General features: G+C 37.8%; 29 protein-coding genes. 14 read left to right on the top strand and 15 right to left on the bottom strand.

What is annotated here, in order from left to right:
- Positions 1 to 121: 121 nt before the first annotated feature.
- From ACHWSC_RS20820 to ACHWSC_RS20830, 3 genes are all read left to right on the top strand, one after another.
- Positions 122 to 895 carry a helix-turn-helix domain-containing protein gene (locus ACHWSC_RS20820; protein ID WP_394678041.1) on the top strand — a complete coding sequence of 258 codons (774 nt, stop codon included), beginning with the start codon at positions 122 to 124 and terminating at the stop codon, positions 893 to 895.
- Positions 896 to 1,304: 409 nt separating this feature from the next.
- A complete protein-coding gene (locus ACHWSC_RS20825; RefSeq protein ID WP_394678100.1) occupies positions 1,305 to 1,595 on the top strand; it encodes an anthrone oxygenase family protein in 291 nt (96 codons plus the stop codon).
- 408 nt (positions 1,596 to 2,003) lie between these two features.
- Complete coding sequence (locus tag ACHWSC_RS20830; protein ID WP_394678042.1) at positions 2,004 to 2,507, top strand: hypothetical protein; 504 nt, start codon at positions 2,004 to 2,006, stop codon at positions 2,505 to 2,507.
- A gap of 527 nt (positions 2,508 to 3,034) precedes the next feature.
- Here the strand turns inward: ACHWSC_RS20830 and ACHWSC_RS20835 are convergent.
- Positions 3,035 to 3,841, bottom strand: a complete 807-nt coding sequence (locus tag ACHWSC_RS20835; protein WP_394678043.1) for a hypothetical protein — start codon at positions 3,839 to 3,841, stop codon at positions 3,035 to 3,037.
- A 341-nt stretch (positions 3,842 to 4,182) separates the two neighbouring features.
- On the opposite strand from ACHWSC_RS20835, the gene ACHWSC_RS20840 reads away from it, so the two are divergent.
- Complete coding sequence (locus tag ACHWSC_RS20840; protein WP_394678044.1) at positions 4,183 to 4,755, top strand: hypothetical protein; 573 nt, start codon at positions 4,183 to 4,185, stop codon at positions 4,753 to 4,755.
- Positions 4,756 to 4,905: 150 nt separating this feature from the next.
- Here ACHWSC_RS20840 and ACHWSC_RS20845 read toward each other — a convergent pair whose 3' ends face one another.
- The 3 genes from ACHWSC_RS20845 to ACHWSC_RS20855 are packed head-to-tail and all read right to left on the bottom strand — an operon-like array spanning position 4,906 to position 6,236.
- Positions 4,906 to 5,421, bottom strand: a complete 516-nt coding sequence (locus ACHWSC_RS20845; RefSeq protein WP_394678045.1) for a hypothetical protein — start codon at positions 5,419 to 5,421, stop codon at positions 4,906 to 4,908.
- Complete coding sequence (locus ACHWSC_RS20850; protein WP_394678046.1) at positions 5,378 to 5,755, bottom strand: hypothetical protein; 378 nt, start codon at positions 5,753 to 5,755, stop codon at positions 5,378 to 5,380. The genes ACHWSC_RS20845 and ACHWSC_RS20850 overlap by 44 nt, the downstream gene beginning before the upstream one ends.
- The gene (locus tag ACHWSC_RS20855; RefSeq protein WP_153848471.1) at positions 5,742 to 6,236 is read right to left on the bottom strand and encodes an N-acetylmuramoyl-L-alanine amidase; all 495 of its coding nucleotides are present in this window, start codon (positions 6,234 to 6,236) and stop codon (positions 5,742 to 5,744) included. Before ACHWSC_RS20855 ends, ACHWSC_RS20850 begins: the two co-directional genes overlap by 14 nt.
- A gap of 745 nt (positions 6,237 to 6,981) precedes the next feature.
- On the opposite strand from ACHWSC_RS20855, the gene ACHWSC_RS20860 reads away from it, so the two are divergent.
- From ACHWSC_RS20860 to ACHWSC_RS20870, 3 genes are read left to right on the top strand one after another with little or no spacing between them, the layout of a single operon-like run.
- Positions 6,982 to 7,878: an SIR2 family protein gene (locus tag ACHWSC_RS20860; protein WP_120335424.1), complete on the top strand. Its 897-nt coding sequence runs from the start codon at positions 6,982 to 6,984 to the stop codon at positions 7,876 to 7,878.
- A 36-nt stretch (positions 7,879 to 7,914) separates the two neighbouring features.
- Positions 7,915 to 8,769 (top strand): DUF2071 domain-containing protein, encoded by an 855-nt coding sequence (locus ACHWSC_RS20865; RefSeq protein ID WP_120335423.1) that lies wholly within the window; start codon positions 7,915 to 7,917, stop codon positions 8,767 to 8,769.
- Positions 8,766 to 9,047 carry a hypothetical protein gene (locus ACHWSC_RS20870; RefSeq protein ID WP_075991365.1) on the top strand — a complete coding sequence of 94 codons (282 nt, stop codon included), beginning with the start codon at positions 8,766 to 8,768 and terminating at the stop codon, positions 9,045 to 9,047. The genes ACHWSC_RS20865 and ACHWSC_RS20870 overlap by 4 nt, the downstream gene beginning before the upstream one ends.
- Before the next feature lie 60 nt (positions 9,048 to 9,107).
- Here the strand turns inward: ACHWSC_RS20870 and ACHWSC_RS20875 are convergent, their stop codons facing one another.
- Positions 9,108 to 10,265, bottom strand: coding sequence for an NAD(P)/FAD-dependent oxidoreductase (locus tag ACHWSC_RS20875; protein WP_120335564.1), 1,158 nt, complete (start codon positions 10,263 to 10,265; stop codon positions 9,108 to 9,110).
- 30 nt (positions 10,266 to 10,295) lie between these two features.
- Positions 10,296 to 11,057 carry an AraC family transcriptional regulator gene (locus tag ACHWSC_RS20880; RefSeq protein ID WP_236582644.1) on the bottom strand — a complete coding sequence of 254 codons (762 nt, stop codon included), beginning with the start codon at positions 11,055 to 11,057 and terminating at the stop codon, positions 10,296 to 10,298.
- A gap of 475 nt (positions 11,058 to 11,532) precedes the next feature.
- Between ACHWSC_RS20880 and ACHWSC_RS20885 the strand changes: the two genes are divergently transcribed.
- From ACHWSC_RS20885 to nudK, 4 genes are all read left to right on the top strand, one after another.
- Positions 11,533 to 12,762: a hypothetical protein gene (locus ACHWSC_RS20885; protein WP_394678047.1), complete on the top strand. Its 1,230-nt coding sequence runs from the start codon at positions 11,533 to 11,535 to the stop codon at positions 12,760 to 12,762.
- 31 nt (positions 12,763 to 12,793) lie between these two features.
- A complete protein-coding gene (locus tag ACHWSC_RS20890) occupies positions 12,794 to 13,633 on the top strand; it encodes an AraC family transcriptional regulator (protein WP_120335420.1) in 840 nt (279 codons plus the stop codon).
- Between the two features lie 118 nt (positions 13,634 to 13,751).
- Positions 13,752 to 14,090 carry a hypothetical protein gene (locus ACHWSC_RS20895; protein WP_394678048.1) on the top strand — a complete coding sequence of 113 codons (339 nt, stop codon included), beginning with the start codon at positions 13,752 to 13,754 and terminating at the stop codon, positions 14,088 to 14,090.
- A gap of 16 nt (positions 14,091 to 14,106) precedes the next feature.
- Positions 14,107 to 14,688 carry a GDP-mannose pyrophosphatase NudK gene (gene nudK / locus ACHWSC_RS20900; protein WP_088160490.1) on the top strand — a complete coding sequence of 194 codons (582 nt, stop codon included), beginning with the start codon at positions 14,107 to 14,109 and terminating at the stop codon, positions 14,686 to 14,688.
- Positions 14,689 to 14,711: 23 nt separating this feature from the next.
- Here the strand turns inward: nudK and ACHWSC_RS20905 are convergent, their stop codons facing one another.
- The 7 genes from ACHWSC_RS20905 to ACHWSC_RS20935 form a co-directional block, all read right to left on the bottom strand.
- Positions 14,712 to 15,140, bottom strand: a complete 429-nt coding sequence (locus ACHWSC_RS20905) for a hypothetical protein (protein ID WP_394678049.1) — start codon at positions 15,138 to 15,140, stop codon at positions 14,712 to 14,714.
- Between the two features lie 125 nt (positions 15,141 to 15,265).
- The gene (locus ACHWSC_RS20910) at positions 15,266 to 15,535 is read right to left on the bottom strand and encodes an Ada metal-binding domain-containing protein (protein WP_394678050.1); all 270 of its coding nucleotides are present in this window, start codon (positions 15,533 to 15,535) and stop codon (positions 15,266 to 15,268) included.
- 10 nt (positions 15,536 to 15,545) lie between these two features.
- A complete protein-coding gene (locus ACHWSC_RS20915) occupies positions 15,546 to 16,274 on the bottom strand; it encodes a 2OG-Fe(II) oxygenase (protein WP_394678051.1) in 729 nt (242 codons plus the stop codon).
- A gap of 156 nt (positions 16,275 to 16,430) precedes the next feature.
- Positions 16,431 to 16,862, bottom strand: coding sequence for a MarR family winged helix-turn-helix transcriptional regulator (locus ACHWSC_RS20920; protein ID WP_075991359.1), 432 nt, complete (start codon positions 16,860 to 16,862; stop codon positions 16,431 to 16,433).
- Between the two features lie 47 nt (positions 16,863 to 16,909).
- Positions 16,910 to 17,545, bottom strand: coding sequence for a nitroreductase family protein (locus tag ACHWSC_RS20925; protein WP_120335416.1), 636 nt, complete (start codon positions 17,543 to 17,545; stop codon positions 16,910 to 16,912).
- A gap of 12 nt (positions 17,546 to 17,557) precedes the next feature.
- Positions 17,558 to 17,926 (bottom strand): DUF1304 domain-containing protein, encoded by a 369-nt coding sequence (locus ACHWSC_RS20930; protein ID WP_394678052.1) that lies wholly within the window; start codon positions 17,924 to 17,926, stop codon positions 17,558 to 17,560.
- A gap of 3 nt (positions 17,927 to 17,929) precedes the next feature.
- Positions 17,930 to 18,355 (bottom strand): organic hydroperoxide resistance protein, encoded by a 426-nt coding sequence (locus tag ACHWSC_RS20935; RefSeq protein WP_075991356.1) that lies wholly within the window; start codon positions 18,353 to 18,355, stop codon positions 17,930 to 17,932.
- A 167-nt stretch (positions 18,356 to 18,522) separates the two neighbouring features.
- Between ACHWSC_RS20935 and ACHWSC_RS20940 the strand changes: the two genes are divergently transcribed.
- The 3 genes from ACHWSC_RS20940 to ACHWSC_RS20950 all read left to right on the top strand — a co-directional run bounded on the left by ACHWSC_RS20940 (position 18,523) and on the right by ACHWSC_RS20950 (position 21,222).
- Positions 18,523 to 19,437, top strand: coding sequence for a helix-turn-helix domain-containing protein (locus ACHWSC_RS20940; RefSeq protein ID WP_394678053.1), 915 nt, complete (start codon positions 18,523 to 18,525; stop codon positions 19,435 to 19,437).
- A 93-nt stretch (positions 19,438 to 19,530) separates the two neighbouring features.
- Positions 19,531 to 20,292: an SDR family NAD(P)-dependent oxidoreductase gene (locus tag ACHWSC_RS20945; RefSeq protein WP_286735859.1), complete on the top strand. Its 762-nt coding sequence runs from the start codon at positions 19,531 to 19,533 to the stop codon at positions 20,290 to 20,292.
- A gap of 192 nt (positions 20,293 to 20,484) precedes the next feature.
- The gene (locus ACHWSC_RS20950) at positions 20,485 to 21,222 is read left to right on the top strand and encodes a metallophosphoesterase (protein WP_088160487.1); all 738 of its coding nucleotides are present in this window, start codon (positions 20,485 to 20,487) and stop codon (positions 21,220 to 21,222) included.
- 139 nt (positions 21,223 to 21,361) lie between these two features.
- Here the strand turns inward: ACHWSC_RS20950 and ACHWSC_RS20955 are convergent, their stop codons facing one another.
- Together ACHWSC_RS20955 and ACHWSC_RS20960 are read right to left on the bottom strand one after the other, a co-directional pair.
- Positions 21,362 to 23,518: an IPT/TIG domain-containing protein gene (locus ACHWSC_RS20955; protein WP_394678054.1), complete on the bottom strand. Its 2,157-nt coding sequence runs from the start codon at positions 23,516 to 23,518 to the stop codon at positions 21,362 to 21,364.
- Positions 23,519 to 23,579: 61 nt separating this feature from the next.
- The gene (locus tag ACHWSC_RS20960; RefSeq protein ID WP_394678055.1) at positions 23,580 to 26,831 is read right to left on the bottom strand and encodes a carboxypeptidase regulatory-like domain-containing protein; all 3,252 of its coding nucleotides are present in this window, start codon (positions 26,829 to 26,831) and stop codon (positions 23,580 to 23,582) included.
- Between the last annotated feature and the right edge of the window lie 48 nt (positions 26,832 to 26,879).

The raw sequence follows: 26,879 nt of genomic DNA on the forward strand, positions 1-26,879 counted from the left end.
GATATACCATGATATTACAAATCCGCTAATGAAAATCTTAGGGCAACTCCATCTTATAATAGATTTTTCAGTATATTTAAACGTACAACAGGTCGTAATCAAAAGCCAACAAAGTTAATTGATGAATTCTCAAATTATCAGCCCTGATACATCCATTACATTATTCGTAAAAGCGATCCTGGTATTTGAAAGTCAGAAAAATGATCGCGTAAACTTACCTTTTTATGCTGATGGTTACCCCGGTCTATTGTTTCAACGATGCTATGGTGATTTTACAATCAAGCCTCATGATAAAAAGATGCCGACTATTTTTCTCTATGGTCAGACAATAAAACCGATTTCAATAGATGTAACAGGGCCTTTTCAGATTATCGTTTTTCAATTTTACCCATTTGTATTACGCCGATTTTGGGGTATCTCGCCCGAAAGCATAAACGATGGCTGCTATGATCTAGATACTCCTTCAAATAGAGCCTTCCACCAACTAAGCAGTACATTATCCTCATCTTCAAACGCTGAAAACAGCATCCAACTATTAACACAATCGCTCCTCAGCTTTTTCGATAGCAAGAAATATAACATAGATTTTTCGATTCAGCGAGCAATTCTCGAAATCATCGAAAAAAAGGGCCAAATCATTATTAAGGAAATTGCAAAAAAAGAAGCATTGAACATCCGAACTTTTGAAAGAAGGTTTTTCAAGGAAACTGGGGTGTCCGCTAAACAATTCGCTAAAATGGTACAGTTTCAGGCCGCTTTGAAACAGCTTAATAGCAAAGATTTCCAAAAGCTAACGGAAATTGTTTATGAAAATGGGTTCTCCGACCAATCGCACTTTATTCGTGTCTTTAAGACTTTCACAGGAACAACGCCAACATCATTTAACAAAAAATAGCTTACTGTCGTTTTTATTCTATATTGACTCACTGTTTATCACAACTTTTGTATTGTCTAAGGGCGAGCTCAACGAAAGTGTGTAATTTCTTAAAGCCTCAACTTCTTCGAAAGATTTGCTATAAGAAAACAATGCTTTGATAAATTAGAGCACCTAGAGAATTAGGTTCAGTAAAACATTGTACATCAAAAAAAATATAGACATGAAATCGCAAGACATCATTTTAGCGCTGGCAACAATATTTTCGGCTATCATATCAGGCTTGTTTTTTTCGTATACCTTTTCGGTCAATTTGGGTCTACATAAACTCAACGATAGAGCCTTTTTGATGGCCATGCAAAATATCAATAAAGAAATACTAAACTCAGCTTTTTATTGCTGTTTTCTAGGTGCACCAATTTTGTTATTCATGGCTACTATATTATTTTTTGATCTGTATTCACCAAAATTTTATCTAATCCTAGCAGCATGCCTAAGCTATATTATTGGTGTATTTGTGGTTACAGGCACGCAAAATATCCCCTTAAACAATCAATTAGCCTCGATAGACCTATTGATATCTTCAGAAAAATCGTTAAGACTTGCACGTGACGCCTTTGAAAAACCCTGGGTATTTTGGAACAACATTCGAACTTGCTTTTCTTTACTTACACTCACTTGTTTAGTTATTAACTTGGTCTTTTTTAAATCAAAAAATTGATCATAACATTGGGCTAATTGTATAAGATCAAACCCCTTAAAACCTGTTTACTGACATTTCCGCCGAAATAAAACTCGCGTTTATCATTCACCTATCTCTTATAGACGAAAAAAAGCCCAAGGCATGCGAATTTAAATTCATTCCCCCCGAATTTAAATCAAGTGCTAAAACCTCTTCCTCAATACCTTACTTTTATAAAAATTGATCAACGGATGTTATTGAATGCGAGCTTAAATCATCATGAAGGTATGTATATTGATGATTCAAAGAAATCTTCACGAAACTGCCAAAACATAAATGAGCAGAAGTTGTCTATCAATAAAAAGAGTCTTTACAATTAAAAAAGGAGCATAGCAGTATGAAGTATGTTATGCTCAAAATAATATACAATTAATGAGATTTTTCCCAATGAAAACAAAACACTTACTTTCGACATCATTGTTAGTATCTTCTGCCATAGCGTTGTTCACATCTTGCAATGGCAGTTCTGTTGATACGGTAAAAGCTATCGAATCAAACTATGACAATCAAAACAAAACCATTACGTTAACAGGTGAATTTGATGCACCATCCTTTACATTCTCATCAGGTAAATCAAAAACTATGGCCATGAATTTCGTAGTTAAATCCCATGCATTTAGTTCTGAAAAATTCACTGCATTCAGCGTTATATTACCTGTAGGAATAGAAAAAAACAATGTTTTATTTGAAATTCCCGCAGATCAGAAAAATTATACGCTTAAGAACTTTTATGTATTTGACGATAAGGGAGAAAAAATCAATCTAGATTCCCATACAACGTTCAAGATGAAGGGAACCGTTCACTACAGTGAAATGGAAAAACCTGAAAATGAACGGGAAAAAGATAATTTTTCCTATAAAATAACCGATGTAAGCTTTGTAAAAGACTAAAATTAACAACAATTGATAGCATAAGAAATAAAAAAGCCAGATTTCAAAACCTGGCTTCAAAAATAAACATATGATGATTAGTAAATGGTAAGTCCATAGGTACAACTTAGTAAATAGTTCGATTTATTCAAAAATGCCTCCACCCCGCCCTGACAACCTACGCACATGTACCTATTATTTCAATTGAACGCCACGGACATGCCTGAATAATGAGCAACCAATATTCTCGTCACGTTATCAGCCTTCTTAACGTTAAATATATACTAGGTGCGCCAAGACAGCACGCAACAACATGTCCGAAAACGTTCAATTTATAATCAAATATAGAAATAAAAACTAATATAATTAGTTTTTATTTCTATATTTTTTAGTAAAATCATAAAGAATTGATACGGAGAACTTTCAATTTAATAGCGGGCGATTGGATTAATTTATCGCACCTATAGCCGAAACAAAAAGGTCCACCTATAAACGTTGATATGAAAAGACGAACCATCAAAACGATCATATTCTGAGTTAGGCTGTTCCTAAAGCGAACGGCTAATATCTACAACATTAAAAATTTGGTCAACATCATCTAGACTTACTTCAAAATCCGGGTATCTTGTTTTATCAGTATTTAGCGAACGAAGGGTAAGAATTCCGTTATTGACATCATGATGAGCAATTTCTTTGATAATAACTCCTTCATATTTATGTACAACAACCCAATAACGATATTTGTGGGTATGAAATTTTGATTGCCATAACTCCCTTTTAATCAAACGTCCCGTCACAATATCGCCGTCCAATACACTTGCATCGGTTCCATCGGTCATACTATCACCACTAACTTCAAAAGAACGATAGGCACCTTTATGAAACTCATTGACCGTAATAAAATGTGCCGGTAAATCGTCCATATATTCAGCATCAGAAAAGCCAGACAAATACCCCGCTTTAGCTTTCTCTGTCACAAGTTTTGTCTGCATCAAATATCGTCCTGGGGAAACTTCAAAAAATATATTATTCTTATTTTCGTCAATAAACTTGACGTCCTCCGAAAAATACCCTATTGACTTACCGTTACCAATACTAAGCATTGCTATCGTGTCGGGGTGCATTAAAGGAGTTATCGCTACTCTTTCACCTTTTCCATACAATAACCAGTCATACTGAACCTGAGGAAAAGCCGCTTGAATACGTGTTTTCATCGTAAGTCCAATAGGATACTCTCCTTTTTTAATACGCGAGTACACCTGTTCGCGTACACCCAATAAAGACGCGAATTCACGGTTAGTAACGCGCATCTCCAAGCGTAAAACTTCAAAGTTATTATTTGAATAAGTTTCCATAGTCGATCGGGTATTTAACAAATGTTACACAAATATATAACAATCTGACACTAAGTTACACAACTTATTAAACCTAAACAAACAGACAATCAAAATAAAACAATAAAAACCTAATTACCAACACATTATAGTTAAACAAATAAGTTTGCATTTTCATATAAAAAGTAAAAATAAGCTTCGAACAAACTTGCATGATTAACAAATTTGTTTAACTTTGTTTAACATCAATAGACTATATTAAATTCATAGAATAGACGAACAGGGTAGTAAGTAAATTAGCTATTCACTGGATTTGCAATTAGCGAGACTAAAATCAGTTCATACTTAAAGATAAAAAGAAAATGGAACAGCTCATGACACAACATCCCAGACAGCACATTGTTTACGCAGTAGATTATCATCAACGACAAAAACACAACAGTAATTTAAGAAAAGAAGAAAGCAGTACAATAACCGACAAAAATAGCTCACAAGGTATGAACTCACTATATTATTCATTCATCATGAGTTTCTTGAAAGAAAATCATCCTGAAATACTAAAATCCATCGATAAGATATATGAATCTGACCTTTCCAAAATCAGTCAAGTAATTGACTGCTATTGTAAATTTGTGGGTATACCTTCTCAACAGATTATGGGTGAATATATCAATTATAAGGATATTCAGCATCGTTACAAAGCTATCGCCGTTGTTCTACGTATTTTTCAGCCGGAAAAATTAGATAATCTGAAAACAAAAGTAAAAAGTAGCATATATAAGGAACTTGGCCCTTATTTAAAAATAAATAATGACACATTACAGAAATCTATCATCTGTGCTTGCAATCAATTTGACCTCTATCGTGATTTCAAAAAGGAAATTAAACAGATTGCTAATTATTACCTTATTGACAGGCATTTCGATGGGGTTTAGTATTATTTGTACAATCACACGAACTCTGCTAATTCGGCAATTCTGCCCGGTTCCAAAAATATAGTCCTTGAGTATTTAAAATTCAAGGACTATTTTGTGCTTCTTATCTGAATTGCATTAAAAATAATAGTAACATTTTTTAATCGGAAACTACCAAGACTCAACAAACTTACGTTTCTTTATCCACCAAATAATCAAACCGACCAATACACCGCAACCCATTAAAAAATAAAGAAGGCTTGACACCGCTGGTTTTGAAACCTCTTTTGATTGTGCTTTGCGTAGTTCCATTTTCGTTTCAATTTGCTGACGACTTTTTACCTTCCGAGCTTTCCAATTGGTATCGAACCTACTCTCAAGCTGCAGCTTTTCAGAATAATGTTCCTTTTTCGTATAGACTTTTCCCTTACGTAGCTGAACAGCACCATCCTGCATAATCCGGATCCCTTCACCTTCAATTTGCATCACATATTCACCTGTTTCCAAAGCCTCTTTATCTGATCGAACAATTTGTATATGTTCCGTGTTCTGTGCTATAGTAGCATAATTGGTATTTTTCTCTTTGACACCAAACTCTTGTGATCCCTTGATTTTCTCAACCTTTCTAAACAAACCGCAGCTGCTAACCAGTAGCAGCATTGCGATTATCTGTAGTGTATTCTTCATTTTTAACGCGCTTTAATTCAACCTGTAACCTATTATAAAGTTTCATGAGATCATCATATTTCACTTGCAAATCCGCTAAGGTCTTAGCGCAAGACGTACGTTCGTCATTTGCCAAACGTAACCCTTCATTAAGATCTTCAATGATCGTCCGTAATTGCTCAATATCTTTCTCTAATCTATTGGCATATCCTTCCCATTTTTCAATTACCTTTCCGGCATTCTCAACATTTGTTGCCTCCACTTCAGCTTGCTGCTTGGGCCTTCCAACAAAATACCCCCCTACAGCTGTCACTACAGGGATAATCAATTTCTCCAAAATCTCAAGTAATTCCATTATAACTTCCTTTTGTTAACGGTTTAAATTTTTCCCAGGGAAACTGTATCCCTGGATCCTCCTTTCTTCCAGGCGCAATATCCGAATGTCCCAAAATCTCCCGAATTGAATAAGTACGGACAATTGTTTTACATACAGCTATCGCCACATTGATCTGTTTTTCGGTGTAGCTCTCCGTACCTTTATTTTGCAATTCAATTCCAATGCTACAATTATTCAAATCTCTTTGACCGGCCCAAGTACTAAGGCCCGCATGCCAACATTTAATATTAAAAGGGGCCAATTGCGTTATAACACCATCACGGCTGATATGAAGATGGGCAGAGACCTTGCTCCGGGAATCAGTCATCCAATCAATTGCACTCGTTGCATTGGATGCACCATCGTAGTGCATAATAATATAAACGGGTTTAATAATTCCACCTTTGTTTGGTGTATCTCTATAAGAAACACCGATCAATTTGTTTTCTTTAATTTCCATATCACGAACTTTTTTTATGACTTAACCTTTTTCTACGCTAAAAAAATTGCCATTGTGTATTAAAAAAGGGAAACACACTTTATCAATCGTCATTTAGCTTCTATTTTTATACAAAGTTAAGTGTGATCCTCTGTCGCAGAACGGACTATTAGCTGGATTTAAGCGGTAGGTTACAGATACCGAATATTACACAAAATTTTCTTCGGTGTACGCGTTCACCAAAAGTGAGTTTAACAGGACCAACTCTTCATGGTGCCCTCAAAAGCAGATAATAACACAACAAAATATTACTGAAATTTATGAGGGAACATGGTACCAAGACCGTGATATCATTGTCAAGTCATATCACAACAGACCTCACATCATTGACGAGGCATCAAACATTTCCTGTACTGCTTTGTTATTTGTTTGTTATAGCATAGGATGAGTTATACCGTGAAGGCTAGGAAGTTGGTTCGCCTAGCCTTTTTTGACGAATAAAAACAACATATCTGACTGATCCGCCCATCGCAATGACATAATCATTTTTTACAGAGGTTTCAATTTACACTATATTGCTTCCATGGCCCTGCAGACAATATCATCTACAGTACCATCACAAATCTAGTTGACATAAATCCTACGATTTTTTATTAAATTCGTAGGAGAGAAATCTAAATTCAATAGATTATTTGTTACATCCAAAAATGCGATTGATCGACATCGTCATTTGACTTTACATGCATGAATCTTGATTTGTAATACAATGAACAAGTTTGCTTTATTAGTCGGAAACGACATTAATAATATTTCACCAGGAATAAGCTGGAGTGATTTGCTACACAACATCAAAGAAAAGTATAAAGTCAGCTCATTAGAAAATGGACAAAAACCTTTTCCTATGTTGTATGAGGAAATATTCCTTAACGCAATTCGAGAAAAACATATTAATGAAAGAGAACTTAAAACTTATATATCGGATTGCGTCTCTCAAATCAATCAAAACGAAATACACCAATTAATTCGGGATCTTTCAATCGAAAACATAATCACCACTAACTATGAATTCAGTTTAGAAGGAGAAATCGCCACAGCAAATACCGGCTTAATCCGTGAAACGACCTACAGTGTATTTCGTAAACACCAAATCGGCAACACGAGCTATTGGCATATACACGGTGACTGCCTAAATCCATCTTCCATTAACCTAGGTTATGAACATTACTGTGGCCAATTGCAAAAAATGAGGGACTATGTGGTTAATGGGACAAATTATAATTCGCAAACGGTCTACAAGGCTGCACTAATTAAAAGATTAAGCCGAAAAAAGGATACTAAACTCCAATCCTGGATTGATTTATTTTTCACGCAGGATATCCACATTCTAGGTCTATCGCTTGATTTTGTAGAAATAGACCTTTGGTGGCTGCTAACCTATCGCGCCAGAAATAAGTATTATAGACGAAGCGCCTTTATTGAAAATCAACTCTTTTATTATACAACTAAAAAATGGTATGCACTCTCCAAAGATAAAATGCAATTACTTCAAGCAAACGATGTTGAAATTGTCATTATTGACGAAACCAATAAAACTAAATACTACAAGAAAGTCCTCGCAGGCATAAAAAATAGATATAAGCTACCCAGCAAAACATTAAGTTGAACCATACAGCAATTCATAGATTTTCAGCCTGTTATCATGTCATTAATAGAAAAAGAATTTCGCGCTGCCAAACTAAACAAATTTACATTAAGCATTGAAAACTTTCTGAATAGTCTATTCTTGAGGAAAACAAAGTTTATACTTACCAAACCCTTTTCAGCAATAAAATTAAAAAGTGAAATTAGCCATGTAGTTTATTTAAACTGGATGGTACCTCTCGCCAAAATTCAACAATTCATCCCCCCAGGAATTACCCTCGATCCTGTCGGTGACCATGTTTTATTTTCAGTGCTAACTTACCGCCATGGCCATTTCGGCCCTGCAAAACTATATCATTTAAAATCCTTATATGGGTCACCTCTACAGAGTAATTGGAGACTTTACATCAGTCAAACCCAAGAGCAATTTAAAGCGCCTACAGTCCTATTTCTCGCAAATGTAATGAGTAGCCAGATCTATTGCATCGGTAGCCGTTTATTCAGTAGCATGATGTATACACATCAACCTTTGGCTTTCCAACATGACCATATCGGCGTTCAAACTCACACCAAAATAATCCCCGGGAGAAGCAATGCACCAGACTTGGAGGTTGTTTGCCAACCCTGTGATCACTGGAATATTCCAAGTCAATTTCTCCATCTGTCGAAAGATATCAATCAACTCCTGAATAAAATAATTATTCAGGACCAAGCCTTAACTCCACTGAACAATGGTCTGTTCCAACAGGCTAATATTGCGTTAAAATTCGATCCAAAGGACATAAGACCTTTAAAAATTGAGTTCTTTAGAAGCGAAACATTAGCTGATATTGTTCAGCATGAAAAGTGTTTTGCTTTCGAAATACCGGCGGTTTCATTTTTTATGACTCACGAAAAAACAATAAAATTATGAACTTTATCGATTTTAGTATAGCTGTATTACTCGCAAACGCGATGCCCCATTTTATTTTTGGAATAACAAAAGTTCGCTTCTTAGGGCTTTTTGGTTATACGGCAACAGCAAATATTTGTTATGCACTATGCCAATGTATAGTCGGAATCGGTCTGTTTCATCACAAATACGGGCTAGATAAACTTTTTAGCAATGGTTTTGCACTTGGCAGCACATTAGTTCTGATACTTTATTTTATTTTCGGTAGCTTACTGCTTGTGAAGTTCCAGAAAAAATAAATATTCTTTTTCTGGAAACTCCCTTTGTTGCTCCATACAGCTTTAGGCAATTTAAGGTTGTTAATCCCCCGATGGATGGGTAAAAAATTCCAACATGGCAGATAAAGCAGTAGCCGAATGCATGCGATCACTATTTTCCAATGTATCCTGTGTTGCTTCTGCCCCCCTTCTTATCATATCTTTTTCAAAATAAGATAATGCTTCCAGCAAAGATTCATGTTTCCCATTTGTCAGGCATTCAGCCAACTCGAAGGCATCCTGCATTGCTACATTCGCCCCCTCACCAGCAAATGGTGGCATGCGATGAGCTGCATCTCCGATCATTGTAAGGTTAGTCTGTGTTTCCCAGTGTTGATCAAGAGCAAAATAATATTGGGGACGGGGTATAAACTGTACATTGTCATTCACAAAAAACTCATCCCAAACCGTGGTCCATCCAGGGAAATGATCTTTAAACCATTGCGATACTTGCTTATTGTCTTTAAAATCAATTTTAGCCTTATTATAATCATCTTCTAGAATCTTTGTACTTGCAACAAACATCATTGAACCGTCACCTTTTGTACCATATCCGATAAATTGTTCCGCTCCAAAAGCCATCACTTTACCACCGTTCGCCAATTTAAAAAGATGAGGAGCATTCTTTTCAGCATCATAGATATTTCCTTCAACCAACGTAATTCCCGAATATATAGGCGTTAGATTACTTAAGTAAGGACGTACTCTTGAATTTGCCCCATCTGCTGCGATCACTAGATCGGCATATGCATCCACTGCATGTTTAAAATGCAACAACCAACCTTCACCATATCTTTCCATTGCAATAAATTGACTATCCCAAACAACGGTATGCGGTTCCAACGCATTCAATAAGATATCTCGCAAAGGAGCTCGGTCTATTTCTGGTCTATTTTCGGCGACTGACTGCTCTTCATCATGGTCATCAAATTTTACGATGAGATGCTGATCAACGATACGCAGCTTACTCGCAGTCGGTCGATGATATTTATAGAACTCTTCTATTAATCCTGCGCGTTTCATCGCTTCAAGTCCCGTCCCTTCATGAAGATCCAAAGTAGAGCCCTGTACACGAACTTCAGGATTTAAATCCCGTTCATAAACGGATACATCAGCCCCCTTTAGCTGTAATAATCGAGCTAGCGTAAGGCCTCCAATTCCACCGCCAATTATGGCTATTTTTTTATTTTGTATTAACATCTTATTTGTTTTAAAATTCATAAAACAAAACTATTGAGATGTAAGCGATGATAATAGTATAAATCGGTCGTTTTTATTTTTTAACAGCTCTTTGGGAACTACTCCCGAAAATTTCTTAATCTCTTTAATAAAATGAGTCTGATCGAAAAAATGTTCCTCTGGAAAAAGTTTCCCTTTTGCAATGTGATCCAATGAGGACCTAAAACGTAAAATATTACAGTACGACTTTAAAGAAAGTCCAAATTGCTGATTAAAATAACGATTGATCTGTCTGCTGTTCCAAAAAATCTGTTCGGAGAGTTCGGCAACTGAAATCGCTCCCTTACGCTGATAGATCAGTTCAAATAACTTACGCTTTCGCTCATCAATCATAGAAGGAAGAAGTGACTTAATAATCTGTACAGATTTGACCACAAACAACTCAAAATCAACTAAATCAAACTCACAAAAACCCCAAAAATCAGTCGCAAGAAACTTACCCGTATTGATGATGCCGGCAATACTTTCCTTTAAAAGATACTCCGCCCCAAGCAATTTAAAGCTGATACAAAATAGTTGTCCGTCAATAGGAATAGTCGCTTCTTCATGGGGCATTGTTCCTAGACCAAGTAAAACGATCCTAAAGTTATCTACAGAAGATTTGAAAAGAAACAAATCAACACGTCCATCTGGCAAACCGATAGTTTCCTTTATAACGCCAGATTCATTACGCAAACACCAAAAGCTATCCACAAAACTTGCGATCGCTTCATCAGGTTTAACTATTGTATATTGTAGGCCATCTTCCATCATCAATTGTCCTTATCATTCGTATTTTGAGTATGCTAATTGATATAACAACATAAAATTAACGATTAAATCTTAAGTTTACTTATTGTCTAAAACCTGAACAATAAGGTCTTGACGTCATCACCAACGAACTTATTTCTCCTACTAAGCCACTAGATCATGAAACAATGAATAACTTCGCTACGCAAACGTTCTTTCGTACTGAAAACGATTGGCTGTTAAAGTCAATGAAATTACACGTTCAAATTTTTCCCAATTGATGGATTAAACAAGAGGTACAAGGACGGCTTCCACATCACAAATACAAGTCAAAAAGACACTTATAAATCAGAAAACCAAATATTTACGACATATAAAATATTTTTTAAAATCGATTTTGAGAAATAAAAAAAATAGATCATTTTTGCTATCATTTAGCTAAGATTAACAGGGAAAGTAAGACCGTAAGGTACTATCATTTATTTTTTATTGATTCTATATGTCATTTAAGAGAATTGCCTATTTCTTTTTGGGATTTTTGTTATTTATTGGTTGTAAAAGAGATATTCATCCAGGAATTGTACCACCTGATCCCGAAGTCATTGAAAAAGATAAATTACCCATCCCTACAGGTTTCACAAGTGATCTAGGTTCAATAAAAATTAATACAATTGCCAATGCAAACCAACCCGGCGAAGAACTCCCAGGCTGGATACGCGATATCTCTGGCAATAGCGCGAGTTATTGCCACCCAGATGTTGAATATTTCCCTGCCGGTTTCAAAGGATACAAATATTGGATGGTATTTACGCCATATTTTGGCATAATCGGGTCAGACCGTACCGCCTCTCTCTATGAAAATCCGACTGTGGTAGTTTCTAATGATGGAAAAGAATGGATTACTCCGGCTGGATTAATAAATCCTATTCAACGACGTCCGGCACTAGAAGATTCTTTCATCCAAAAGGACGGCAGCCCTAATCAAGGTTATTGGTCCGATGTAGACTGGAATTTCAACGGTGAGGAATTCGAACTATATTATAGAGGCTGCTTTTTCTCAAGCAAAATTTTAAAAAAATGGGGCGCCAAAAGCGCAAACAACAATAAAAAATTAAATGAAGAAGCTGAACGTGTTATTGTAAGACAAACATCAAAAAATGGGATTGACTGGACACCGCTGGAACTCGTGTATAATAGTAATGAACCTACATCTTTCCAAGATAACCATATCCTTTCACCAACATTTGTGAGAAATTCGAAAAACCTAACGACGAGTTACGAAGTGGATTTCATGCCAAACTACAAAGCACCAATTATGACCAATATCCTATCGCGTATTTCTACAAATGGCTTAGATTTTACCGCTTATCGCGACAGTAAGAAAGTTGAATTTATGAATAAACCTTGGCTAGAATTCAGCAAGGGATATTCGACTTGGCATCTGCAAGGCTCTTATATTGACGGGTATTATTTTCTATGTCTGGCAATTGGAAACGTCGATCGATTTACCTCAGATATGAATTATCTAGCCTATTCAAAGGATGGTCTACACTTTCGCGTCTTCGAAAAACCTTTAGCTGCGGCCAATGTATACCGCTCTTCTGTATTCCCAAAGACCTCTTCCTCAAAAAGCATTGAATTTGGTGCTGTAATTGGTTATAAGTCTGGAGCCTTTGGCTATCGTGAATTCACCATCAACAAACAGGTACTGGAAGACGGTTTAAAATAAAACACCTATATTTAGGTTCAAAATCATTTCGATGGAGTTATTTCCGACAATAGATATTCAAGAATTTAGAAAAGACCAGCTTGCAGGTAATCAAGGATATTTATACTCGGAATTACGTGGTGAACATCATATAGCGCGTCCACATCAACATCACTTTTTTTTATTGGTACTTTTTGACCAGGCAGAAGGTGTCCATACGATTGATTTTAAAGATTATCACATTGATCGTCATCAAATTCATATCCTGTTTCCAAAGCAAGTTCATAGCTGGAAATTAGGGCCCAATACAACTGGTTTCCAATTGATGGTCGATAGAGAATACTTTGAGAAATTTTCGCCCAATTTCCGTTTTTCATTCGCTTACTATCAACGTAATCCTGTTATCTCACTCTCCAACGAAACATTTGCTCTACTTTATTATGAATTTAATGCGATAAGAAAAGAACTTGAGGATCACAATTGCGTTCCTGCTATTATCTATTCTCGCACAGCTGTGATCGCATCGATACTAAGCAAAGAGGTACAAAAGGTAGTCCAAAATGAACAGAATAATGAATCCAATCCACGTCTCTTAAAGTTACAGGAGTTAATTGATATCCATTTTCGGCATGAGAAGTCGGTATCTTTTTATGCGAAAGAACTTAATATATCCACCCCGCACCTTACTAAAATCTGCCGTCAAAAGCTCGAAGTATCTCCAAGCCAGCTCATTCAGCAACGAACTATCTTGGAGGCAAAACGATTGTTAAAAGCAACGGATCTATCTATCAAAGAAATTTCGTTCAAACTTGGTTTCGTCGACTCTCCTTACTTCTCCAATTTTTTCAAACAACATACAGGTCTGAATCCAAAGCAATTTAGAACGGACTGAGGTTCGCCAATGCCTAGCATAAACTAAATTTTGCTCCAATGCTTCTTCGTTAAAAATAAACAGCAAGTCCATTTGCGAAACAAAAACTTGTTATTTTTACATAAAAATACCATTATCAATGATTTCTGAGCTTATTAACCTTGTAATGGACACAACTCTTTTCAGCTTTGGCCAAGGTTCCAGTAACGACCGTCCTGAGAAAGAAAAAATAATTTCAAATTTAGGCCTGTCTTTGACGCTAGTTGCTGCTTTGGTTGTTACGCTACTTCGCCACAGTCGGATTGTACCAATTGATTTCTTTTGGATTATACCTGTTAGTTTATCAATGGGTTTTATCCTACTTTTTATCCCGCTTCGACTACGCTGGGTAGCACCATGGAGAATCGCGACATACATCAAAGCTTCTCTTAGTTTTTCCTGCTTAGTTTGGATTGCAATTCTTATTTTTATCTTTTGACTTTAACGCGCTAAAAATGGCAATAAAAGATATTAAAATTGTAAAAACTGAAATTCTATCAGACAACTGGTACACTTTAAAAAAAGTGACTTATCAATACAGCAAACCCGATGGTACGGTACAGCAACAAAGCCGAGAAGCTTATGATCGTGGCAATGGAGCTGTCATTTTACTCTATAATACCAGTACTCAAACAGTCATATTAACAAGACAATTTCGAATACCCACCTACATCAACGGAAATGAATCAGGCATGCTTATCGAAGCTTGTGCAGGTCTACTTGATCAAGATTCTCCCCACGACTGTATACGAAGGGAAACAGAAGAAGAAACAGGCTATCAGATCAAGGAAGCAAAAAAGATCTTTGAAGCCTATATGTCTCCAGGTTCTGTAACTGAAATTCTACATTTTTTTATAGCAGAATACACCAATAACATGAAAGTTGGCGATGGCGGTGGTTTAGAAGAAGAGGAAGAGCATATTGAAATTCTAGAAATCAATATCGAAGAAGCACTACATATGATTGATACGGGTGAAATCAAAGATGGCAAGACCATTATGCTACTACAATATATTCGATTAAAAGATATACTGTAGACGCCTAATTTAGATGATTGGGGCTAGTGATTAACTTTCTCAAAGATAAACTTTGGGTCTTGGAAATTGATGGTTGAAGGTATATAATGTGGAATTCCCATATACACTTGCTCCGTTCCTGTACCTAAAATATACAGAGACCCTTTTTTTAATAAAACAAAGGGTCTTCTTTTTTTCTGTCCCCAGCCAAATGGTGTATAATAATAGTCCCCAAGCAATGTGTCTTTTTGGATATTGCCGCGAATATCTCCCGAATCAACCTCACCTCCAGGTCTATAAAAGAACAATTTACCATGAAAACGGCTCTCAAAAAGATTAAGATCCAAACGGGCACTATCACGTTCACTATGCGCTATATAACTCAATACTTTAGTATCTTGTCTCCGCTCTTCACAGCTTATTAACAGCAGAGCCGAAAAAATAAAATAAACAGCAATCGAAAATAAACGCATTTTTCTTTTGATCTACGATAATTAACCCTGCCTCAAGATAAACACAAAATTCAACAATTCACAAGGAAATTGACATTGATGCTTTTTCCAAATTCGATTTACTTTGGTTCTCAATATAAGGGAACTTAATGTGACTTACACTTCACCAAATCTCCTATTTTTTCCTTCCATTCAACATAGTTCGCTTTTAAGCAGTGCCCACAAGGACGATATTGATGCTGTAGTGCTTCTTGCTCAGTGGCAAAAAATACTCTGTTCTCCCGCTTCATCCTTTTTCCTGAAATACAGCTAAGCAATCCATAAATTTTTAGCTTTTCATTACCTCCTAAGCGAATTTCTCCTGCTCGAATCTTGGCGTGCAATGAAGCATCTGATATATTTTTATGCCATTCCATTTTGCGGATTTTATTTCTCGGCGTCGTGAAAAATAATACCCAACGCATGGCGTTCACCTGCCGTGACTTCACTCACACCATGCTTCATATTAACCCTAAAATATCCGAGTCGTCCTTTCTCAGGCCTAAAATTCGTCGCAAATAAAACGAGATCACCTTTTTTAGGTTTCAAGACAATTGCCTTTGACTGCGCTCGAGGTATTTGTTGCGTTAGGACAAATTCTCCGCCCAGAAAATCGACTTCTGGTTCATTTAACATCAAAACCACTTGTATCGGAAAGTAAACCGCTCCATACAAGTCTTGATGTAGGGTATTGAAACCTCCTTGACTATATTTCAAAATCAATACTGTTGCCTGTTCCTGTCCTTTCAAGCGGCAATCCGTCAATAGGTCTTCATGCTTCATCGAAAACGACTTATCGACTTTCAGCGCGCGAAACCAAGCATTAGCAATAACGGCCAAATGGGGATAAAGTTGAGATCGAATCGTTTGAATCAACTCAGGTAGTGGGTAGTCAAAATATTTGTACTCTCCTAATCCGAATCTATGCTTCTCCATAACGACAGTTTTGCGGAAGAGCCTCGAATCGTTATACCCGTCTTTTAATAGATCGCATTGTAAATCTGTTAATAGATTTGGAATGACCGCATAACCATGTTTATGCATTTCCTCTGTAATCGCAGACCAATTTAGATTTTCTATGTTGTGAATGACATTTTCCATAGCACGAATCTCCATATTATAGTCCTGCCAAAAAATCCGAAATATGCTAATATGATGTATAATAAAAGGAACGCGAAGATTTATCGCTCAAGACAATCCATATCACAAATAAAAAGGATTAAATACAGGCTGGCGTATTTAATCCTTTTTTGATTTCATATCGTATAAAAACTAACTATTTCCAACATTATTTACGATTTTTTCTGCCAAAGCTTTAAGCTGAAGCATATCAGCATAGTCGAGCTTGAGGGCTTCAAAAATCTGCATGGGAACACAGCTCGCCTTTTCCTTTAATTGCAATCCTTGTGCTGTAAGCTGTATTTTAACCACACGTTCATCTTCTTTGCTTCGTGTTCGTGTAAGCAACGATTTACTCTCCAAACGCTTTAGCAATGGTGTAAGTGTCCCATTGTCGAGGTATAGTTTTCCACCAAGCTGATTTACGGTTTGTCCGTCGTTTTCCCATAGTGCCATCATCGTGATATACTGCGGATAAGTCAAATCAATCTCTTCGAGAATCGCGCGATAGCGCTGCATAATTTCCCTATGCAGCACGTATACGGAAAAGCAGAGTTGTTTGTCTAATTTTAATAAATCATCCATATTGCAAATATATTGAGTTTTCGAGGGATTGAAAAGTTGTTTACGGCTTATTTGAATTCAACAACAAACTCATCCTTAGGAACTCGAACCTTCTTCATTGACGAAATCCAATCTCTCGAAGAGTCCGCCACACCAACATACATTAACGAGACACTTTTTAATCCATGTTTCTCCAATTGCAATACCGTATCCACCACATGATTATCGAAGCCTTCTGCAGGGGTAGAATCGACACGAAGTTCAGCTGCCTGAGCCAAAGCCAAACCTAAAGCTATATAAGTCTGTCTTGCCGTGTGCGCAAAATTTCTTTCCGCAGCTTCATTCAGATAAATTGACTTTAACTTCTCGGTATAGGAACCAAAACGTCCTCGAGGTAGTTCTCGTTCATCTGTTGTAAAATCATAAACTTTATCAATACGTTCTTCCGTATAACGATCCCATGCAGCGAAAACAAGCACATGTGAACATTCGCGCATACAGTCTGGATTTAGTGCTCCCTTTGCCAATTCTTCTTTCAATGCCTGATTTTCAACAATCAATATCTTAAATGGCTGTAAGCCCGAAGAAGTAGGTGCAAAGCGTGCAGCCTCAACGATTTTATCTACATTTTCCTGACTAACTTTTTTTGTAGGATCGTATGCTTTCACAGCATGACGCCATTTTAAATCTTCTAGTAGTGACATATAATTATTTAATTATTTTAAGAAAATCATGGATAATATTGCCAACAGTGCAGGAACTCCTTGTACAAAAAATATCTTTTTGCTCGCTGTGATTCCACCAAAAACCCCAGCCACGAGGACACAGCCTAGAAAAAACAGGCGTACATTTCCACTCCAGACCGGATTATTGATAAAAAAGGACCAAGCTAAACCCGCAACTAAAAAACCATTGTATAAGCCTTGATTTGCGGCAAGCCCTTTAGTGGGTTTGAAAAGATCAGCAGGGAGAGCCTTTCCAAAACTACGTTTTCCTGCAGTTTCCCAGGCAAACATTTCCATCCATACAATGTATACATGTTCTAAAAGTACGAGCGCTGTCAGCACATTAGCCAAGCTATTCATCTATTATTCGTTAGTTGATACCGTCAATTTAACATCTATATTACCCCTTGTTGCATTTGAGTAGGGACAAACTTGATGTGCTTTTTCAATCAATTGCTGGGCGACTTCCAAACTCACTCCCGGAATATTTGCATGTAATTCTGCAGCCAACCCAAAACCGCCATTATCCAATTGTCCAATACTCACATGTGCAGTTACCGAAGTCTCTCCAGTTTTTACTTTTTCTGACCTAATAACCAAATTCAAGGCACTATCAAAACACGCAGCATAACCTGCAGCAAAAAGCATCTCTGGATTGGCATAATCATCATTCGCACCTCCTAGTCCTTTTGGCATACGAACAGCTAAATCCAGTACACCATTTTCACTTTTTACTTGACCATTTCGTCCTCCTTTGGCTGTCGCGCCGATGTTATATAACGTTTTCATATTTCAATTTGTTTTGTTTGTACAAATGTAAGGTAAGAAATTATATTGTGCAAAATATAATATTGCAATTTACATTTAAATGAGAATAGCAAAATCTCAAAAACATGACTGCGAGTATCGAATGTAATTTAAAACCAGTACATTTGATTATTGCAAATCGAGTTTAAATGAAAACAACTTCCATTGAACAGTTTTATCAGGAGATCAATGCGAGCATCCCAAAGGAGATCGCAAGAGAGATTGGTCATTTTAATGTATTCAGCTTTGAGGAACTTGCTGCTAAATTAAAAGATAAACCGGTCATGCCCTACAATAAGCGTACGTACTATAAAATAAGCTTAATCACAGGGAAAAACACGGCTGAATATGCCGACAAAGTGATCGAAATCGATGAATCAGCACTTGTATTTGCCACCCCCAAAGTTCCTTATCACTGGATACCGAAAGATGAGCATCAAAAGGGTTATTTCTGCGTTTTCACCGATGAATTTCTAACCCGAAATAAAAGTGGTGTTAACATAGATGACCTCCCTATCTTTCAACCGGGCGGCCTTCCGATTTTTCAATTATCAGAAGAACAACGTATTGAAATAGAGGAAATCTTCCTAAAAATAAATAAAGAGCTTTCTTCAGAGTACGTCTTTAAATACGATCTGCTGCGAAATTATGTGCTTGAAATCATTCATTATGGGCAAAAGCTGCAACCCAAAAGTATAACAAATCCCACACATAATGCCTCCAATAGAATAACCTCATTATTTATAGAATTGCTAGAAAGACAATTCCCCATTGAATCTCCAATGCAACGTCTACAACTACGGACAGCTAATGATTTTGCAGGACGACTTGCCATACATGTCAATCACCTGAATAAAATTTTAAAGGAAAATACGGGAAAAACAACCAGCCATGTCATTGCAGCCAGAGTCACACAGGAAGCAAAAATTTTACTGCGACAATCCGATTGGAATGTATCTGAGATTGCTTATTCACTTGGTTTTGAGGAAATCGCTCATTTTTCCAATTTTTTCAAGAAGCAAACCGGCTCTGCTCCAAACATTTTTCGTTCTCAACCGTTATAATTTGAATTTCGCAAATATCCATTTGCATTTCGCAAGGAAAAGTTCAACTTTTCGGAGGATCTTTGTACTGTTGGATCTTTAAAACAAATTAAAATGGCTACAAATAAAATAGCATTGGTAACAGGCGGAAGCCGTGGTTTAGGTAGAAACATGGCAATTAATCTCGCGAAAAAAGGAATCGATGTCATCTTAACCTATAACAGTAATCGAGAAGAAGCAGATCATGTGGTTTCACATATACAGTCTTTGGGACAAAAGGCTGCCGCATTCCAATTAGACGCAGGCAATGTGCAGTCTTTTGATCTCTTCATCGAACGAGTTACACAGCATATAAAACAAGAAACAGGACAACCAAACTTCGATTTCCTAATCAATAATGCCGGAACAGCATTATACGCCCCTTTCATGGAAACTACGGAAGAGCAATTCGATACAGCTTATAATATCCATTATAAAGGAGTATTTTTTCTCACGCAGAAAGTTCTTCCCTATTTGAACGATGGTGGACGTATTATCAATATTTCTTCTGGTCTCGCACGTTTTGCATTTCCGGGATCATCTGCCTATGGCTCGATGAAAGGAGCAATCGAGGTATTGACGAGGTATCTTGCCAAAGAACTTGGTCCCCGTGGTATTGCAGCAAACGTGGTCGCTCCCGGTGCAATCGAGACAGACTTTGGCGGCGGACATGTGCGGGATAACAAAGAAACAAATGCGCATATTGCAGCTGTTACAGCTTTAGGACGTGCTGGTGTACCTGACGATATCGGCGGTGTGGTTGCCTTCCTTTGTACCGAAGACGCAAGATGGATCAACGGACAACGTATTGAGGTATCCGGCGGGATGAATCTTTAGTAACCTACCACCTAAATAAGCACATAGCTGAGGCTATTAGCTATGTGCTTATTTTAAAGTATTTCTTCACCAATTTCAACCAATTTCTCCCCTTTTAGCCTAAAAATTATAATGCTATTATCATTTTCTTCCTTACCTCGTAAATTGTACGTTGACTGATTACCCGAATGATTATGTTTGTAGCATAAGAATATGATACAACTTGCCATAATAAGTGACATTCATGCCAATTTAATTGCATTGGATGCGGTATTAACAGATATCAAAAATAGAGGATTAACACAAATCTACTGCTTAGGTGATCTTGTTGATTTCGCTCCCTGGGGGAATGAAGTCATTGACAGAATACAAGAAAAAAACATTCCATGTCTACTAGGAAACCATGACCAGAGAATTGCTTTTGACGAAGCCATTATCCCTTTACCACACCATGATGTAATAGAGACTTCAAATCGGGAAATCGCCATCAACCTAAGTAAAAAAGAGATATCGACCCCTCATAAAAAGTGGTTAGCAACATTACCCTACAACATTGAACTAACCTTCAAGCTTGGGACGAGTCTCAGGAAAATACTTCTTGTCCATGCCAGTCTCCAAAGCAATGACGAATACATCCATGAATCAACTCCAAAGCATGCTCTATCGACCCAATTAAAGCAAAGAGCAATCGATATTCTGGTGATGGGACATACACACCATTCTTATATTCAACAGGATGGAGACGTCTTGTTTATCAATGGTGGTTCAGTCGGGCGTAGTAAAGAAAAAGACAGAAAAGCGACCTACGCAATAATAACCTTATCTGATAAAGAAATTAATGCCGAGATCGTTAAAGTAGATTACCCAATAATAGCTGTCGCAAATGCAATTTACGAGAGTAAAATCCCCGATTTCTACGGAGACTTCTTACTTGCGAATAATACACTTTAATCATTGTCAATTTGCCACAATAGTTAAAAGTATCGTTTCATTTTTAACATAAAAATCCCCGACACATTCTCCGCATTATTTTCAAAGAAAGGATCTCCTAAAAAACAATACGATTGCATCGGGGATTTATGTACAATTGTTATTTCAGAAACAGTTTCCGAATAGCTTTATTACCAACATCCAGAAGATAGATATTACCATCTTTATCTATTACCACATCTTTTATAAGACCAAACCGTGCTGTCGATAAAGTCCCATCCACATATCCATTCGTTCCCTTTATCAAAGTAGTCACTTCTCGTGTCGACATATTGACCTCCCGAATAGCATAATTGTAGTTATCGGCAACAATCAATCTATTATTTAATCCTGCTGTGATACCGCCTATTCCGTTGAAATATGTATTCGTTCCAATCCCATCTTGATAGCCCGCATCCGAACCTCCAACCCAACGTTCGCCACGTGTATCACCCGGTCTTACAATTTCGATCCCGTTATTGCTGCTCGTGTTCTGATCCGAATAATATAAAACTCCTTGACTATCCACAAAGGGCTTAGCCATTACCCAACTAGGTCCGGGTACCTTAGTATAATTTCCAGCCACGTTGACTTTGTTTATACCCTGCGCAAAACCAGCTACTGCGACATATAAATTCCCTGACAGATCCAAACACATTGAACCCGGAGAAAATCCTTTTGCGTATACAGTGCGTTTGCCCGCAGCTGTAATTTTAAAAATCTGATTCGTTCGTTGATCACTGACATAAATATTATTTTGCGGGTCAACAACTATGCCTGTAGGATAATCAAACACAGCATCGGTACCATCTACTTGTAAGATAGATACACTTCCAGTCGGGGATATCTTTTTAACTTGTTTATTTTCTGGATCTGCGACATATAAATTTCCCTGTGCATCTATCGCCATTCCAGCTAGGTTGTTGCCGAATACCGTACTTCCTGGCCCCCCAACGAATGTCATTACACCTGCGCGACGGAACGGCTGCGGTGCTAAAGCATCTTGACTGCCAACGATTACCTTTACCTCGCCTGTTGCAACACCCTGTGGTGCCTCCATAACCAACTTATTCTCACTAGCACTTGTCACAGGGGTCAAAACACCATTAAAATAAACCCTATTTTCGGCAGCATTTGTACTAAATCCGGTTCCCAATAGGGTTACACTTGTTCCCGCCAAACCATTGTCTGGACTTATAGAATGAATACCAAGCGTCTGATCCTTAAACTGTGGTCCTTCCACGGATTGATCGTTGACTACAACCCTTACCTTTCCAGATCCAGTTCCACCAGGAATGATCAACTTCAGCTGATTTTCACTACTTGAAGAAACAGCAACTTGCTTTCCATTTATAAAAACCTGATTTTCGTCAAGTTCTTTACTAAACAATAGCCCACTTATTGTCATTTCAGCCCCTTTTGGGCCACTCAAAGGAGAGACTGCGCCGATTTCAGGCTTGCCTACAACCGTAAATTTCGGACCCGAAATTTTCTGTTCATTGATATTCACAGATAGAAGTCCTGTACTGACGCCAGCTGGAGCCACTACGACAATTTTTTCAGGACTAGATTCCAATACGACCGCGATCTTTCCATTGAAATCAACGATATTCCCCGAACTGGCTTTTTCGAAGCCTTCACCCATTAGGGTAACTTTGGTTCCCGCCCCACCTGTTAATGGTTTAATACTGCGGACGACCTGATAAGTAAAATTCTGTCCTTGCGACTTTTTACCATCCACACGAACTTCTACAGCACCATACCCCGCATCTTCGGGAATTTCTGCAACGATTACTTTATCTGTAACACTTACAACCAAAGCTTTTTTGCCATTAACATAGACTTCTGCAGGTTTATCGGTACTACCAAACCCCTCCCCATCAATCCGTAGCTGGGTGCCTCCTGTACCATTTGTCGGAAAAATTTTTGAGACTGAAAGATCTTGATAGGTATAAGTACCGACATCAAAACTATTACTTCCATACTTCAAGACAATTCCTCCACTTTTGTCACCTTTTGGCACACGTAAAACAACCGATGTTGGAGTAGCGCTAATCACCTCTGCCGAACTCCCTGCAACTGTTGCAGAGAATTCTGTAATTGCCCCGCTGAAGCCCTGTCCTTCAATCGTAACTAGTGTGCCAGCTTTACCAGAATTAGGGTAATAACTATCCACTTTAGCCGGAATTTTATCGACCAATTCTTCCTTTTTACTGCAACTGATCGTCGCAATAGCCATCCATATAGATATGATGACTAGATTAATTGTATTTTTCATTGGAATAAATTCTTATAACTATATATCCGCTATCCTTTTAGGTTTTTCCCAAATGACCAAACTAGAATGTATATCGAACCCCACATTGTATTTGTGCTCTTGAGTTAAAATAATCGATGCTATAAGGTTGCCCAGGATCACTAAAGGTAAATACGGGCCAGCTATCAGCATTTTGCCTCGGCGGAAATAATGATGGGGTAAGGCCCACACTACTCGTCGAATTAAATGTATTGGGTGAAAAATACTGAATACCCCATTTCTTGGAAATTAGATTAGTCAAGTTCATAACATCGACCGAAAATGTTATAAATTGTTTCTTTGACTTCTGAAGAAAGAGATCATGTGCAATTCGAAGATCTGCCTGTACATTCCATGGTGTACGTCCCATATTACGCTCTGTAAAATCACCCCTACGGGAGCTCAGATAATCATTACCATTAATGAACCGATTAAAAGCATCTGCTTGCTGCTGCGCAGAAAGACCATTTGCAAGATCTTTAAAGTAATGAATTGCTTCCGTCGGTCTTGGAATATAAACCAAACTTACTTGCTGTGGCAAGCCTTGTATGCTGTTATTGACGATACCATAGGTAAATGGACTTCCAGATTGTGCACTGATATACAAGGTAAAATTCGTACGTCCTGCATTACGCCAAGTTTGTTCGTAATTTATACTCGAAACGATACGGTGACGGATATCGAAATTGCTGTAAGCTAACTTTGGATTATTAGGGACAAGTGACTGATTCAGTTGCCAGTTACTTTCCATAGAATTACGTACGCCATTACTTAAATCCTTTGATTCTCCATAGGTGTAGCTCAGTGTAGCATTCAATTTTTCTTTGATCGTTTTCCCAATGGTCCCTGTTATACTGTAGCGGTACCCCTGATTGGTATTACTCAGAAGATATACATTTGAGAAACGATTATCCACAGTACCGCTATAAACAGGTTGTTGTTTATTGACGTCATACCCATACCATAATGGGTTATCCTTGTTGTTCAGCTGCTGAAATAGAACATCTTTAATATTCTTTGTATAAATACCTTCAACCGTAAATTTCCAGCTTTCAACCTTGTAATCTATACCCAAGCTGGACCGCAGCACCTGCGGCAGTACAAAATTGTTATCGACCAGATCAACCTGCGTTTTTCCGGTACTTGGATCATTAATGACAGCGCCATTCTGCGCTATAAATTCACCTATTCCATTCGGACTTGGCTTTATAGGGTCAGACCCAGGTGCAAATGGTTTCTGATCTGCTTTTTGATCGAAAGCACCATAACTGTTACCCGTATTATAGTATGCATAAGCCAACCAAGCAAACGGTATACGTCCTGTAAACAAACCAGCGCCACCCCGTACAGTCAGTTGCTTATTGTCCATTGCCTCCCATCGAAAGCCAATTCTCGGAGACAACTGTATTCTATTTAGAAACTCATTTCTTAACCGATTCGGTGGCGTATAGGTGTAGGTTGTACCAAAAGTGGGGTCAGACCACATGTCATTGACTTTATCACTTCGTGTCGGCATTGTCGGCAATGCTGCCAAATCCGCACGGAGTCCAGGTATAATTTGGAAACGATCATTTATACGGATTTCATCCTGAATGTAGAGACTATACATATCAACAGAGAAGTTAGCTGCGGGATGATCCAAAATGTAAGAACGTGAATTATCCTTATAGTTGTAACTTCCTCTTACGCGATACGGAACATTCGCGACGAAATCTGCAATACTATTATAATCAACCCGGCCATTCCAACTGTTAACAAACCCATACCGAATGCGATAAAGCTCATTATGTGTTCCAAATAACAATTTATGCCTACCTTTTGTCCAATTTAGATTGGCCGTAATCTCCCAGGTACCTTGTCGCATGTTAAATATACTAGCTTCACGATCAGTTCCAAGATAAATTGTTGTGCCCGGTGTACGTCCTTGTATCTGTACCTGAGGTAAGGAAGGATCACTTAAAGGATCACGTCGATCATTTACCTGTGTATATCCCAACACAATATTGGAAGAAAGATTATTACTAAATCTACTTTTCAATTCTGCAACGGTACTTGTTTGGTTGTTCTCTTGTTCAAAGGCCATACTACTGAATCGAAAATCCTGTTGATCCCGATCCATATGAGTTGCCTTACTAAAGATTGTATTGTTACGGATTGCCAACTGATGTTTGGCATTTATATTCCAGTCTAAACGATTGAAAAACTTGGTTGACCGGGACCAATTTGTATAATTACCTGCGGTTCCAATATTAAAAATATCACCATAGCGAGAACGAGCGGCTTCGGCTATTGCTTCTACATCGCGCTGCTCCAGAATCTGAGCTGTTTCGATAGTCCCAACACGCAACTGCGTAGGATCTTGGCGCCTGGTAAACTCCTCATTACTGAAAAAGAATAATTTATCTTTTATTAAAGGAAACCCTATTCGGAAACCTGTTTGATAATCATAAAAATCTTTATTCATTTTCCCCAAAGTTCCCACACGGTCCTTACCCGTTAATGCGGCATTCCGTCCATAGGCGTAAACCGAACCTTCGACTTGGTTTGTACCACTTCGAGTGACAGCATTGACCGAGCCGCCTGTAAAATTTCCAATCTTGACATCGTAGGGAGCCAAATATACTTGCATATCCTGAATGGCGTCTATTGATATGGGGTTTGTTCTTGTACTGCTCCCCGCCATTCCTGAGGTCCCCGTTTGTCCGCCAAGAGAGGGGCTAAAACCTATTGCATCATTATTGATGGCACCGTCTATCGTGACATTATTATACCTAAAGTTTGTACCACCAAAACTATTATCGCGACTTCCTTGCGGTGTAAGCCGAGTTACATCGGTAATCGAACGGTTGACTGTAGGCATATTCCTGACTTGCTCGCCACTGAAATGATTTCCGGTCCCTACTGTCCCTGCCCTTGTATCAGCTTTCCGACCAGTCACAACGACCTCACTAAGTGTTTCATTACGCTGTTGCATAATAAAATCCGTCTGCAAGGTTTCTCCCAAACGCACAAATATATTTTCTTTACGTTCTGTTTGTAATCCAATGCTACTTACATCAACTGTATATGGACCTCCAATACGAATATTATTTAAAGTAAAACGTCCATCTTTATCGGTCGATTGCACATAACGGGTCCCCGTCGGTGTGTGTATCACAGTAACGGTCACCTTCTCCACAAGAGTTCCACTGCTACTTTGCACCTTTCCGTTAATTGTACCCGAAGTTTCCTGCGCAAAAGAATTGATCGCTTGCAAAAGAAACAAAAAGAGTAAAATTAGCTTTAGTATTGACATTATAGGATAGAAAGTCATGGTTGATCTTCCTAAGCATATACTGTCATA

It is taken from the genome of uncultured Sphingobacterium sp., assembly GCF_964277905.1.
Lineage (GTDB): Bacteria > Bacteroidota > Bacteroidia > Sphingobacteriales > Sphingobacteriaceae > Sphingobacterium > Sphingobacterium siyangense.